This window comes from Ochrobactrum sp. BTU1, from assembly GCA_018798825.1.
GTDB lineage: Bacteria > Pseudomonadota > Alphaproteobacteria > Rhizobiales > Rhizobiaceae > Brucella.
Map to the genome: position 1 here is coordinate 883,079 of CP076356.1, position 14,127 is coordinate 897,205.

Sequence of the window (14,127 nt, forward strand, 5' to 3'; positions counted from 1 at the left end):
TTCCCCCAATTAATTGCTGGCGTGGGGCTGCACTGTCTAACCGACTCGCACTGCAAAGTTCCCGACTAAACGCCCGAGCCAGCCCCCCCGCGCGGGGCAGAATCGATTGTCTAGTTTTCACATATTTTCGGTAACTTTGCCGCCCGGCATCGGAAGAAAAGCGCGTAAGCTAGCCAAAAAACGCAGGGCAGTGCGCTCCATGATAATGGGTGACCATACTACAGCAGGGACGCCCGACCTTCACTGTCACATCCTCTGACTTTCATCATGCGCCAGATCCGGTTAGTTCAATGTGAACGTTCATGAACTTAAAGGTGGTGTTGGAATGGGTCATGGCCGCCACTACGACCTTTCAAAGAGCCTATGGTAGATAGCCAATGCGCGAGTGTCCACTATAAGCTTTTCAATAACTGCCCCAAGGGGAAATTTTCTGACTGCTCAAAAGCGGCAAAAAACTGGCGAAACACGAGAATGCACTGCCAGCGCATGGGGACGTCCGATATCAGTACAACCGGCAACAGTGCGAATTAAGAAAGCGTTTGATGCCACCCCCTGCATTGTTAAGGCCACTAAATCCCACGAATTTCGCTCGGAAATTGTGGCCTTATTCATAGAGTGTCAAGAACGATCTAATTGATTTTCAATGGCGAGTCGCTTTCGTTATTGATTTCTGTGAACCTACGCAGACTTTCGACAAGACTTGTGTACACATCATTGTCTCCATCCTTATGCAACTCACGGAGTTTACGACGGCGTACGACACGCGGATCTGCAAGCCGCCGGTGATGCTCACGCATGGCAGCGTGGACGGCAAGACGAAACAGATTAGGGCTAAGCGGCTGCATGGCAAACCGATAGATTTTGCCACTGTTAATCAACTTGATGATTGTGTCACTATGGGGCGTTTTAGTCATGACGACGACAGTAATCGCAGGGTCGAACTGCGCGATTTCGCTAAGCAAATCCGTTACATCCACGCCATCAACTTCCGCATTCGTGACAATAACGCCGATCTCCTCCTGAGAAAGGACGCTTATTGCATCTTTCAGAGACGCCACGGCGTGAACACGATAATCGTAGGTAAACATCTCAACAACATCTTGGCGGTCAGCCTCACAACCTTCAATCGCAAGAAGTTGGGACGCCACGCTAAACGGCGGTTCGCCGTCGTTTTGCCATACTGAACCAATACTCTCTTCGAGCTTACGGGACTCCTGTGCGTATTCGACAGCTTCAGCGATGACGCTTCTCAGCTCCGACTGGTTCCACGGCTTGTTTATGAAGCGATACACTTCGCCTTCGTTTACGGCTCCGACAATCGCCACTAGATCGCTATATCCTGTCAGGAGGAGACGTACGGTGTTGGGCCAACGCTCGCGCACTTGCGAAAGAAGTTGAATGCCTGTCATGTCGGGCATTCGTTGATCGCTGATAATCACGTCGACAGTCTTCGTTTCCAAGATTGCCAGCGCGTCGTTGGCGCCAAGTGCCGTATAGACCTCGTAGTCGTTGCGGAACATGATCTTAAGCAACTTTACAATGCGCTCTTCGTCATCAACAAACAATATAACTGGTTTACTAGTCATCTCGAACCTCGTTTAACCTTTGAGCGCAGACTGTCTCAACGTATTCTCTATAAGTCAGGCAGGAACTGCCTGGTGAGTGAATGAAATTTCAGGAATGGTGGTTGGTTGTTGCTTTTCATCTTGCCGCGGCAACGTTATGGTAACTACAGTTCCTTTTCCCGCCTTCGAATTCAACGCGATCGTGCCTCCATGGTTCTCGATAATACGATAGCATATGGAGAGTCCCATCCCGGTTCCCTGTCCAACTGGCTTCGTCGTAAAGAAGGGATCGAACAATTTAGGTAAAATGTGTTCCGGAATGCCTGGACCGTTGTCGCAAACTTCGATCTGCACCGTATCCGAACTTGTAATTCGAGTGCGCAGAGTAAGCACACCACGACGCTCGCACGTTGCCATTGCATCCGCCGCATTTACGATTAGGTTCAAAAGAACCTGTCTAATCTGTGTGGGAGATGCCATGACGGGAGGCACGTTATCGAAGTCTTTTTGGACGTCAGCGACATATTTCAACTGCGGTCGGGCCAAGAGAAGCGCGCTCTCAATACCTTCTTCAACGATAAAGGGTTCGATCGTTCCCTTGTCGAGGCGACTGAAATTTTTCATCGTCCTGACGAGGGTCGCAATTTCATTCAGCCCGTGCAAGCCGTCATCGAGCAGCATCATCAACTCTTCACGACGCTCTTCTTCTTCTTCTGTTGCCTTTTGCGATTTCTTCGATTCTTCAGTCAACATGCGTTCTTTAAGAAGTTCGAAAACGGCCTTCACATATGCTAGAGGCGTATTTATTTCATGTGTAATGCCCGCAACCATTTGCCCTAGGGCGGAAAGCTTGGCCGACTGAACAAGCTGTTCCTCGACGTTCTCATTAACTTGCTGAAGCAACCTGTTGTCGTTATCGAGTTTTACAAAGCGACGAACAACTACATAGGCAAAAATAGAGAATATGATCAGCGTTATCGCGCTTAACACCACGATAAGACCCCAAACAGTCTGGCGGGTCGCTTTCTCAGTAGCAGCTATACTATGCAACATGCCCGCGATTTGATCGGCGTTTGCGGCCGTCGGCACTTGGGTAATCTGAAGCATAAGTTCAGTTCCGCGCAGCCTTTCGCGCACAGCGACTTCCAATTGAGAAATGAAGCGATTCATAGTCTGTGCAAGAGCCGGAGACGCAGTTTTCGCTGCATTACGAGCGCTGCTGAGTTGTTCATCGACAGCCTGACGCAGAAGCGCCGTAGGTGCTATCGTAAAGCTCATCATACTCGTCGTACTCTCTGCAATGTAGTCAGATGCCCTTTTATTTTCCTTCAGTAAGGTCGAAGAATCCGGATCTGTATAGAAATCTGTAACAGCATCAGGAATGACCGTGACACTGTTCCTAAGCATAGCGTAGCTTGCTTTGACTTGTTCAAAAAGCCAAGCCTTGTGATCCACCGAATCTCTATAGGTTTGGATTGCATCGAGCATCGGAGCGAGCCTTGGATCCACGGATGCCTGGGCTTTCAGCCCATCCAGGCTGGCTCTAAGTCTTTGCCCACTAGAAGTAACAGTATCGTAGTTCGGCGCGAAGCCAAGCTGAAGCGCCATGATACCGGCGTTCCAGTCAGCGTCAAATCCGCGCGCACTTTCAAACTGTTGGCGAAAATTCGATAAGGATGTATCTGGCCTTTGATTGTGCCAAACCAGTGCGCCAAGGCAACTTGCGGCTGCGACAATTAAACAAAGACAGGCGACCCAGCCAAATTTTGAAGAGAGAAAACCATCTTTAGATTTCCGTCTCGAGGTTATTTCCATGGTGTTAAATACCTCGTCAATAATTGATATTCTGCTTATCGTCCACTGACGGAAACCCCATTATATTCACCGCTTAATGACTTCAAAAACTCGTAAAGTTTAGTCACGTCATCATCGCTCAAATCACGGCCAAGTTGCCTCGAACCCATGATCTTAATGGCTTCCGGGAGTGTTTCTGCAGATCCGTTATGAAAATATGGACCCGTCTCTGCGACGTTCCGCAAAGGGGGTACGCGAAATACTGGCCGCGTATCATCGATGCCGGTATTTTTGGCTGCGCCTGGCGTATGAGGATCAGGCAAATCGTCAGGCTTACTAAAAATACCAAAGACCTGAAACATGTTGCCACCGACATTTACACCTTGGTGACATGAACTGCAGCCATAATTCTTGAAAAGTATGTATCCCGCCTTCGCCTGCTCATTAATGGCATTGTCATCTCCGCGTAAGAACTTATCGAACGGGGCATTGGGTGTAACAAGCGATCTTTCGTATTCTGCAAGTGCATCGGTAATCGTAGCTTGAGTGATTCCGTCAGCGTACACGGCGGAGAACGCGCTCGATAAGCTTTCGTCGTTGGTTAAGATCGCGATGACACCATCCCAATAAGCCCCCATTGTGCTTTTTTTACGCACGACCATATCAACCTGCTCTTCAAGCGTTTTGCTTTGGCCGGCCCAACCATGCATCGGGTTTAGCCCAACGTTGTAGAGCGTAGGTACATTCGTCTCGCCAGGTGCACCGGGTAAGCCTCTCGATATTGCTTTGCCGTCCGTCAACTTATGTTCTGCAATATGACAACTTGCGCAGGAGACACCGTTTTCATAAGACAGGCGTGTATCTGAAAAAAGACGTTTACCCAGGGCGACCTTTCCACTGTCAAATGTCATAGCCGTAGGAATTGGACTTATTGGTTCAATTGATAAATCGGGTTCGGCTGTTGCAAGATTCGGATAAGTCCAGATCAGGCATGAAAGTGTCAAAATACGAGTGAAACGGGCAACCAGAACTGAGCAATATGCCGTGCAATTCTGCACCTGCAATGAATGGGGTTCCGCATCTATCGCTTCTGAGACAAAAGCGGGGGAGTGCGAACTGGGTGAAATCATCAAAACGTTCTCCCGGTATCTCGAAGATCGAGACGTGTTCCATAAATACGCGTGAATTGCCTAGCTGCGCGTTTCTACGACTATAATAATCACAAAAATTGCGGAACTCACCATGCATGGGGCGCATAGTGGCATGCGTTAATTGACGATTTTAAAACCCCGTGATGCGTCTAATCTGCAAAATAAGTGCCTGCATCGCCAAAGATGCGAATTGCAGAAATCATTAACTATTTAAGTTCCGTCTATGCGGTGGCCATAGAAAGATAATACTTTATGTTCTCTACTGTATCTGAACGAAAAATGTTGAGTGTACGGGGAGCCCTCCTCATTGGATGGCTTATACTAATTGCCTCTCTCCTGTGGGACCCATTCTCGGCAGTCCTAACGGACCCCGACAACCTTCAAAGTCCATTCAGAATAAAAGATGAGACGGTTGTTTTCCAGGATAGGCATCTAGATAATACACCATACTCCATGGGTGCCCGAATTTTTTGGACCATGCTTGTACCCATCGTGCCGCTTTTCCTAATGGTATTCGGGCACGAAGCCTGGAGGCGAGTTTGTCCATTGTCGCTAGCCTCGCAACTTCCTGGATACGCAGGCATTCGACGATTCCGCAGCGAATTAGGCCGCCGTACCGGGCTGATCCGAAAAACCCAGCCGCTGATAGACCGCAACGGATGGCTGGCACGAAACAGCTGGTATGTTCAATTCGGCTTTCTCTTTACAGGCATCTGCGCTCGTCTGTTGATCATCAACTCCGACAGATATGCCTTGGCAGCGGCATTGCTCTTCGTGATCGCTGCCGCAATGTTGACTGGCTTCCTTTGGGGTGGCAAAACGTGGTGCAATTTCTTCTGTCCAGCGAACGTAGTTCAAAAAATCTATACAGAGCCAGGCGGTATTCTAGAAAGCAGACCTCACCTGAGCAAGCCTTCTATTCCACAATCCATGTGTCGCAAGTCTACTCAGAACAACGAAATAAGTGCTTGCGTCGCCTGTACGGCCAATTGTGGAGATATTGATCTTCAAAGATCGTATTGGAACGGGGTAATGGATACGCCGAGAAGAAATGTATACTATATGTTCTTCGGCTTAATTATTGGCTTTTACGGTTATTACTATCTGTATTCAGGTAGCTGGGATTATTATTTTTCAGGAATTTGGACTCATGAGGCGGATCTCTTGGAGACACTATTGTCTCCGGGTTTATACATATTCGGAGAGAAGATCTTTATTCCCAAGGTTCTTGCTGTGCCACTTGTCCTGAGCGCAGCGTGTGCTGCCTCGTTGACGATAGGACGTACTTTCGAATTCCTTTATCGCCGCGCCAGACGTAGCAGCGCTTTGCCGAGTGAAGTCTTGGTGCACCACTGTCTAACAGTATCAGCTTGGCTTTCCATCAATGCGTTTTATATCTTCGGTGGGCGTCCAAATATCCTTCTGCTACCTCATACCAGCATCACATTCGTGGACATTGTCATTTGGAGTCTAACGACTACCTGGCTGTGGCTCACGCTGCACAAGTCTCCAAGTCGGTATCAAAAAGAGGGCTTGGTGGTGAGCCTATTGAGAGAGCTGAAGAAGCACGCCACCGATTTAGGCGAAATTTTCGATATGAAGAAGCTCAGCCGCATTAATCGGACTGAAGTCAATCTTCTCGCAAAAATTTTACCCAGTTTTACGCGACAACAAAAGATCGCGGCCTATCAAAAGGTTTTGAACGAAGAAGTCACGAAAGGCACTACGTCAAACAACACCGTGGTTCAGCTGTTGGAGGACCTGCGCAATGAAATGGGCATCTCCGAAGAAGAGCACAATGATTTGCTTGAACAAATGGGTTTCTTGCAAAGCCGGGAGACCGGCTCCGCAAGTCTTTCCGCAGAAGAAAAGGCAATGGGTATTGCGCAGTACAAGAGCTTTTTGGAGACCATCATTTCCGCAAAGCTCGCCGCGGGAGCCAATGTGGCTGAGGTTCTGCAAGACGAGAGTATACTATCTTCGATCGAAATTCTTCGTCGTAGCTTACAGATCAGCGATACCGACCACGCTGCCGCACTAGCTGAAATCTCCGGCTACGACCCAAACGATTATACCGTCGAACAGGGCCTCGATGAACTTGTGCGGTTTACAGCGTTGCAATACTGCCTTGAAGGTGGTGAAATTACAGACCGCATAGGCAACAGTTTGTTGAGCATATTCCTGCGTACTCTTGACGAGCTGAAGGACGAGTCGTGCTTGTCCGTTCTAAACCAGCTAATCTCAATCCAAGCGCGATCTGATGCTGCAGAAAAAGCCGCCGACCTGGCTTCTCTAACGAGTACCAATATCTCGAAATACCTGAATATGAGTCCGACCACGGACGTAGAAGTGACTTGGAAGGACGTACTCTCGCCGGAAATTCTAGGCTTACTTGATGGGCGTTATGAATTTGACAGCAGCGGATCGAAAACGCTTCCGACGCAGAGATACAATCGCCGGCGCGCTATACTGGAAAGTTTGAACCTTGACTCTGTCGTTGCGACAATCCTCGGTCTGGAAGATGACATAGCAAAAGCAATTGGATTGACCCTGTTCCAATATATTGACGTCGATATATCGAAATCTGCTGCACGCGATATCCTATCGAGTAGCAGTTCATCACTCCACCCCATGTTGCGCTTGACTGCTGAGAATGTTGCAATTGGCCAGGTGATCGACGCTGACATATTGTACTCAGCGTCAGTTACTATCGCCGCGAAAGACGGTGCCGCTCCCGCTTTCAAGTCTGAGACTGTAAAAAACTATTTCACTATAGGTAGCGCACCAGGCAATGATATTGTTCTGACCAATACCGGCGTGGCCCAGTATCATGTCGCCTTGCGTGCGGAGGAACTGGGCTTTGTTCTCGTTAGATTAGACGAGGAGCCTCTTTTTCTTGGTTCAAAAAGGATTCAAGATGAGGCGATACCTATTCAGAAGAAGAGTGTCGTTTGTTTTGGCTCGACTTCCAAAATGTCATCTAGGATCCAAGTTGACTGGGAGTGTAATCCGAAAGCAGTCGAAGTTATAAATAATAATCCTGTTGTCCGTTTGGGCCTGATTGCTTTGAAAGAAGAATTTTCACACTATCCGGTCGCTGTGTTAGCAGACTTGGCTTTGCGAACATTTGCTATGCGTCATATAAAGAACGAGCGACTAGTCAAAGATGGTTCGACCTTAGACACTCTGCTCATTTACGACGGCACCATTCGAGTATCGGACTCGACTGACACTGCGCCCCAACAAAGTGGGAGGATTTTCGGTGGTGGTGATTGCTTCGCATTTTCGGAGTGCGCTCCGCTGTCCGTGGAAGTGGACAGTCGATCTGCAATTGTTCTGGCAGTAGCAGCGGATCAACTTAGCGAAACAAAACCTCAAAAAGAAGAAATATCGATTTCAAAAGAGCACTGCAATAAATAAGCGATAGCTGTAGTAATATATCAATATTTGAAGAATCCAGGAAATAATATGAACACAATTACTTCCATAGATAATGATCCACTTGTTCTGATCGCGCAGATTATATTTTCGATGTTTGTACATATCGCCGACGCGGATAAATCCATTACCCCCCAAGAAGTAAGGCGGTTTCAAAATCTGCTGAAAGATACAAACTGGATCGAGAATGAAGACTTGCGAGCAGGTGCAAACGAACTTCGGGAAAATTATCGTAATTATTGGGAAAGTTACGAAGACGGAAAGATGCTGACCAGCCCGGATATTATCGCGCAGCTCGTTTATAAAGTTGTCCCGCAATTGGGAGAAGACCGCAGCAAAAACCTAAGATCAGATTTAAGCAAATTGCTCGAACACTTCGAGAGTACTATCTATGGTGTAAGGTTCATGCGCAATGAACCTGCGGCCAAGTCACTCGCCCGACAAGATATTGCCAGCATCCTAGACGCCGTGCGGACGGCACCCGCAATGGATCTTATAGAAATGGCGGGTTCGGGGACAGTACAGACGCCACTTGAAATACCGACCCCCGTTTCGTTGGCGGCTGAGCCGCGGGGGGACATCAGGTCTTGGACGCCAGGCAAGACGAAAGTTCGATGCGTCGATGTTATTGCTGAAACACACGACACGAAGACATACAATTTCGTTGCCGAACAACAGGTCTTGTTTGACTACAAGCCTGGCCAGTTCGTTACAATCGAGGTGCCCTTACCTGGTCAGACGTTGAGACGCAGCTACACTATTTCATCATCACCATCGCGACCAAACGTACTCTCGATTACGGTGAAGAAAGTACCGATGGGGTGGATGTCGAACTGGCTCTATGAAAATATGACTGAAGGGTTCGAGTGCATTGTTAACGGCCCGACGGGTAAATTCACTTGCGCCAATCATCCTTCTGAAAAGATACTATTTCTCGCAGCTGGTAGTGGTATAACACCTTGTATGTCGATGTTGAGATGGCTAGCCGACACATCGAAAAAAACCGACGTCGTTTTCATTAATAACGTACGCACCCCTAACGACATCATCTTCCATCAGGAACTCTTATACCTTAGCACGCGGTTTGGGTCACGAATGAGGTTGGCAATCGTGCCCTCCAGCTTGCATCCGGGGCAGCCTTGGCATGGTCCGATAGGTACGTTCAACGAAGAACTCATGCGAAGTTATGCGCCCGACTTCATCGAGCGTGAGATATTCGTCTGTGGCCCGCCAGGATATATGCAGGCTGCCAAGAACCTTTTCGCATCGCTCAAGTTCCCAATGGAGCACTTTCACCATGAGAGCTTTGGTGGAGCAGGCCCTGCTCTGCCCGCGGCCGTCAATCCTGTGAGCGCTGCTGGTTCCGCGAAGCCTTCAGTCTGTGATGCGTTACCGAGTATTCCGAAGGTTCAAACCCCAGCGTCAGGTCTTGGGTTGAAAGCATCGACGTCAAGTTCGGCCGGCGGCAGTGCGGTCGCCACCCCGCCTGCCTCTGCGCAAAAGCAAGTAGTCCTATCGACGGGTGGACAATCACGCGTCAAAATCAAGGGCGGCGAGAGTTTCATAGTCGAGCATGACCAATCTATTCTTGAGGCAGCTGAGTCTTGCGGTGTCCAACTGGAGCACTCGTGTCGTTCAGGCGTCTGTGGCGCTTGCAAAATGAGGAAAATATCAGGGAAGGTTGAGATGGCAGAAGGTCATGTTCTGTCGCCGGAAGATGTGTCTGAAGGACTTATATTGACTTGCATTGGTAGAGCAACAGGCGAAGTTGTAATTGCGCCTGAATAATCAACAATTAACGATTTTTTCGTTTGGTTACAATTGTTTATTCAAGCGAATGGGAAATATACTCGCCTCGTTAAGGAAAATATTAATAATAAAAATCCAGTCAAAGAAGAGGAGAGCTAGTGTATGAGCTTTGATTGCAGCACTGAGGAGAACAATTCATCTGTTAAGAACAATGATTTGCTGCGAAACGATAATAATCGCGGTGGCGCATCGGAACTTTCCGGTATTGATCTGAATCTTTTGGTAGCACTCGAGGCGCTTCTTGTATGTCGAAACGTGACGCATGCCGCTCATCGTCTGGGCCAAACCCAACCAGCTGTCAGTCGCGCTTTGGCACGGCTAAGAGACGTTTTAGGTGACGATATTCTCGTTCGCAGCTCGACGGGTATGAAATTAACAGCGCGCGGGGAATATCTCCAGCAAACCGTTCCCGCAGCAATGAGGCACATTCGCGATGTCATCACTTCTCGTACGGGTGAGGCCGAGATGCGGGTGAGCGTCAGCAGTGAACTTATGCCGATCGTGCTGCCTTATTTGTTCAATTCCACCGCAAAAGATAATGAGACGGTAACCCTTGGCAGTCATAAATCGGAAAACGAAGCTTATGCACAGCTACGGATGCGTACCGCTGATTTGACCTTGGGAATATTCCATGACGACATGGTCGAGGGAATAGAGTCTGAGTTCTTCTTCAAAGAAAGCTTCGTTACATTAGTCTCTTCGGAGATCACGCAGCGTCCAGCAACGAATGAAGAATTTTTGGGGGCTCGGCATGTTGTTGTCGTGGAGAACGGCAATCACATGTTTCCCCAGGTTCATGAATCACTACAACGGAATGGTGTGCGCAAATCTAACATCCTGGAAATGCCGGACATCCTAGCTGCTGCGCTTCTCGTTTCTGAACGAGAGCTGAAACTGACCGTGCCGCGTTCAATCGCGGGATGGTTGAGCCGGACACAGAATTTTGTAGCATTTGTTCCCCCTGTAGAAATAACGCCACATAAAATCTCCATTGCCTGGGCAACCGTTTCGAATGCGAGTCTTCGGCTCCGAATGATCTCGAATATCCAGCAAATAGTGCTTCAAGCGTTGAGGGCGGATCAGCTGCTAGTTAAAATGTTATAGAGATGGTTGAAAATTACGAATTACGTATTTAAAAATTTGATCATGCGCTTTAACTTGCTAAGTTAATCCCTGGAACTGGCCTCACAATAGTGTAGTCAGTAATCCAATATCACATGGATCGTTTTGCGTAGCGGCCGGAGCCAATAATACATGGTCGTGAAATTTATATCCGGTGCGGATGAAGGTTTAGAAGATTGGAATTTGAGTGGAGTCGACCTAAATCTGCTCGTCGTTTTGGAATCACTGTTACGCTGTCGGAATATTACACATGCAGGCAATGAGTTAAATATTAGTCAGCCAGCTGCCAGTAGAGCGTTAACTCGCCTCCGTGAGTTGTTCGCGGACGAGTTGCTCGTCCGCTCCAACCGTTCGTTTGAGCTAACGCCCCTCGCAGAGAATCTGTCTTCTAAGGTCGAGTTGGCAATTGGAAGCGTTGAAAGGGTTTTTAGCAGACGCGTTCTTGAGCCTGAGCGCTTCACCGTTGCATTGCCCGACCATATTGCGTTCTTTCTAGCTCCCAAACTTACGAATTATTTTCGACAAATTTCGCCGAGTACGCTCTTTTTGCCAACAATGAAGCTCACCAATGTTCTAAATCAGATGGAAGAAGGTGGAGTAGATTTAGCGGTTGGCACCGCAGATGACACGCCGCCCGGCTTTTTCTGCCGCGCATTGCCGCCAATTCCTTCATTGTGCCTCGCCAAAAAAGGGCATGTCGCGACGAAAGGTGATATCCCCTACCAAGAATTGGGGCGCTTTCTGTCGCTGCGAATTGGTTCGACATACAACAGCGGCTTCGGCGAGGTTTACGATGGTCTCGAAGCTCTACGTCCTAAAGGACGCGAAACTTTCACCGTCCAAGACATACACACTGCAGCACGTCTGATTCTCGACACCGACGCTATTCTCGTCCTCCCTGTGCCGTCCGCGATGTTTCTCGCCTCGCGTTTTGGGCTCGAAACGTTCGTACCCAAGAGGGGACCGGATTTACCATCTTATCAGACGTCTCTCATCTGGCACAGTAGATGGCATAGAAGCAGTGTTCACGCGGGTGTACGCAGCACAATGGCGTCACAAATTCTACAATATAAACAGTAGTAATCCAAGAATTCTCCCGTTATATTTGACAACCGCACTGTTGCTCTATCGACAAGACGTCGATGCAAGTATTCAAGTTTCATATGAAACCTCAATCAGCGGGCTGTAACCAAAACAACGGTAGAAAAATCATAAACTTCTATTATTCTCACAAAGAATTTTTTGGAGTTTTTCAATGGCATGTTTCGATATGTTATCAAGTAACGAGCCCGTATTAGAAGTCTTCTCATCGTCAATGAACGTTCTATCGGGTGAATGGACGTATGTTATTCTGTCGAACCTTTTGGTTGGCCCGATGAAAATGGATCAACTTCATACCGACATACCTAACGCGGATCGATCAGTTCTATATCGCCAGCTCGAAGAGGTGGAACGGGCTGGTCTTGTAGAGCGGCTAGCTGAATGTGACGGGCACTACGGACCAGAGTACGGGATAACACCGCTTGGACGGACGCTCGAACCTATACTTTTAGCACTTCAAAGCTGGTGCGAGCGATATGAGGCGTGCCGTCAACACGGCGAGCGTGTTTACCCGGTCAAAATTTACGAGTGACGAACTCAAAGGTGCTTATAGTGGAGTAACTGCGTGCCAAATCGTCCGCTACCGGCATATCCTACGTGACACCTATGATGAACTATCGAGTGTCGCCCCGCTTTGAAAATTCGAAGCGAGACTGCCAAAACCAGACGATCACGGTAACTATGATATCGGCGACGATCTAAAAACATGCCCATCCTGTAGTAGGCAGACGCACTCCATTGAGGAGATCATCAGCGATCAAAGTCATATCAACGGAAAGGCAGAGGGACTTGGGAATGGGGCTCGATACCCCTGCCGGAACTGTGCTCTCGTCGCGAACTGTGGCTGCGGCGTTTCCTGAGAATTCTCTACCGGCAGCAAATGCCGTCTTCACACCTGCCGCCGCTGTCGTTCAAAAATACGTTGATTTCGTTTCAATCTACTATCAGAACCCGCATTTCAAACACGCTGATAATATCACTTATCTTTGGCCTCGAAATGGCGGAACAGATGTTGCAAAAACAGACATGCAAACCGGGCCCAGATAGAACCACCGGCCTTTCGGAGATGAATGCGGATGGTCATGTGCCACGGACGGTTGGCGCGCATTAACCACGCCCGTTGGCCTGGTTGATTGTCTCGCCCATACACCGCTTTTCTCAGGCAAGGAGGACGGCGAACGGGCGACACAAGCGCTGGAATTCGTACCGCATCTCTAGGGAGTCGAAGGCAGGCTAGACACAAAGCATTAAGGAGGGCGACCCAAGAGTTGCTCCTGCGCGAGCCGCTCGATTTCGTTTATCCAGATATAGAAACGAAGCAAGTTCTATAGAACTGGCTTCGTTATAATTGCCGAGCAGCCCGCGTGCACTAACTCCTAAAATTTCTATGAAACAGAGAGTGGCATCTTCCAGTTAGTCATCCGGAGAAAAAGAAATAGTTCTCTTAAATTCTCCCATATTCATTTATTTGTGGCGACCTTGGGTGTTCCAAGCTGTCAATCAATCTTTAAAACCGGAAACCTAAGCCAATATTGACCACACTCTGACTAAGATCCGTTTCGATACCTGCCAGTTCTACAGGATCGAAATTGTTGTAGCGATATTCGGTACGAATAAACATATGTTGCGAGACCGCCCAGTCGACACCCGCGCCGACTGTCCATCCGCTTGCTTTCCTATCCTGATTAAAGTCGCGTTCATAGATGTCGGTCTGCGTCCAACCGGCGGCAACGAATACCAGAGCGTTGCCTTGCTCTTTACCGACACGTACGCGAATGGACTTAGACCATTCGGTCCCAACTTCGGAAGCTGTCGCGGTCATTCCGTTGAACTCGCGTGCCATATCGGCTTCGATGCCCGCAACGACACCATTATTAAACTGCCAATTGTACCCGGCAAAAACACCAATGCGACCACCTGGAAAGTTATCTGTGTAATTGTAACAGCAAAACTCGAACTCTCCTTTTGCGATGCCATACCCTGCGAGAACTCCAATGTATGGCCCCTTCCAATATAGCGGCGCGTCCGAAAAAACTGAAGGTGGCAGAACAGGCTCGAGGGGTTGTGGAATATCCGCCGCACTGGAAATCGATGTGCTCGCCAAAAGGAACAGTGGAACAAAATAAATATACTTCAAAATAGTTCTC

At 48.5% G+C, this 14,127-nt stretch carries 9 protein-coding genes; 5 read left to right on the plus strand and 4 right to left on the minus strand.

Annotated elements, in window-relative coordinates; all coding sequences use genetic code 11:
• Positions 1-629: 629 nt before the first annotated feature.
• The 3 genes from KMS41_23160 to KMS41_23170 are packed head-to-tail and all read right to left on the minus strand — an operon-like array spanning position 630 to position 4,489.
• Positions 630-1,586, minus strand: coding sequence for a response regulator (locus KMS41_23160; protein QWK80616.1), 957 nt, complete (start codon positions 1,584-1,586; stop codon positions 630-632).
• A 54-nt stretch (positions 1,587-1,640) separates the two neighbouring features.
• Positions 1,641-3,380: a hypothetical protein gene (locus tag KMS41_23165; protein QWK80617.1), complete on the minus strand. Its 1,740-nt coding sequence runs from the start codon at positions 3,378-3,380 to the stop codon at positions 1,641-1,643.
• A gap of 35 nt (positions 3,381-3,415) precedes the next feature.
• Positions 3,416-4,489 (minus strand): c-type cytochrome, encoded by a 1,074-nt coding sequence (locus KMS41_23170; protein QWK80618.1) that lies wholly within the window; start codon positions 4,487-4,489, stop codon positions 3,416-3,418.
• 567 nt (positions 4,490-5,056) lie between these two features.
• Here KMS41_23170 and KMS41_23175 point away from each other — a divergent pair.
• The 5 genes from KMS41_23175 to KMS41_23195 all read left to right on the plus strand — a co-directional run bounded on the left by KMS41_23175 (position 5,057) and on the right by KMS41_23195 (position 12,512).
• The gene (locus tag KMS41_23175) at positions 5,057-7,930 is read left to right on the plus strand and encodes a 4Fe-4S binding protein (protein ID QWK80619.1); all 2,874 of its coding nucleotides are present in this window, start codon (positions 5,057-5,059) and stop codon (positions 7,928-7,930) included.
• Between the two features lie 48 nt (positions 7,931-7,978).
• Positions 7,979-9,736: a hybrid-cluster NAD(P)-dependent oxidoreductase gene (locus KMS41_23180; protein ID QWK80620.1), complete on the plus strand. Its 1,758-nt coding sequence runs from the start codon at positions 7,979-7,981 to the stop codon at positions 9,734-9,736.
• Between the two features lie 123 nt (positions 9,737-9,859).
• Positions 9,860-10,861 (plus strand): LysR family transcriptional regulator, encoded by a 1,002-nt coding sequence (locus tag KMS41_23185; protein QWK80621.1) that lies wholly within the window; start codon positions 9,860-9,862, stop codon positions 10,859-10,861.
• 150 nt (positions 10,862-11,011) lie between these two features.
• Entirely contained in the window at positions 11,012-11,959 is a 948-nt protein-coding gene (locus tag KMS41_23190) for a LysR family transcriptional regulator (GenBank protein QWK80622.1), read from the plus strand.
• Between the two features lie 175 nt (positions 11,960-12,134).
• Complete coding sequence (locus tag KMS41_23195) at positions 12,135-12,512, plus strand: helix-turn-helix transcriptional regulator (protein QWK80623.1); 378 nt, start codon at positions 12,135-12,137, stop codon at positions 12,510-12,512.
• Between the two features lie 975 nt (positions 12,513-13,487).
• On the opposite strand, the gene KMS41_23200 is transcribed toward KMS41_23195, so the two are convergent.
• Complete coding sequence (locus KMS41_23200) at positions 13,488-14,117, minus strand: outer membrane beta-barrel protein (GenBank protein QWK80624.1); 630 nt, start codon at positions 14,115-14,117, stop codon at positions 13,488-13,490.
• Between the last annotated feature and the right edge of the window lie 10 nt (positions 14,118-14,127).

Bases quoted from the DNA above. Each gene is read 5' to 3' on its own strand.
- KMS41_23160 (QWK80616.1), bottom strand. From the start codon at position 1,586: ATGACTAGTAAACCAGTTATATTGTTTGTTGATGACGAAGAGCGCATT.
- KMS41_23170 (QWK80618.1), bottom strand. From the start codon at position 4,489: ATGATTTCACCCAGTTCGCACTCCCCCGCTTTTGTCTCAGAAGCGATA.
- KMS41_23195 (QWK80623.1), top strand. From the start codon at position 12,135: ATGGCATGTTTCGATATGTTATCAAGTAACGAGCCCGTATTAGAAGTC.
- KMS41_23185 (QWK80621.1), top strand. From the start codon at position 9,860: ATGAGCTTTGATTGCAGCACTGAGGAGAACAATTCATCTGTTAAGAAC.
- KMS41_23180 (QWK80620.1), top strand. From the start codon at position 7,979: ATGAACACAATTACTTCCATAGATAATGATCCACTTGTTCTGATCGCG.
- KMS41_23190 (QWK80622.1), top strand. From the start codon at position 11,012: ATGGTCGTGAAATTTATATCCGGTGCGGATGAAGGTTTAGAAGATTGG.
- KMS41_23165 (QWK80617.1), bottom strand. From the start codon at position 3,380: ATGGAAATAACCTCGAGACGGAAATCTAAAGATGGTTTTCTCTCTTCA.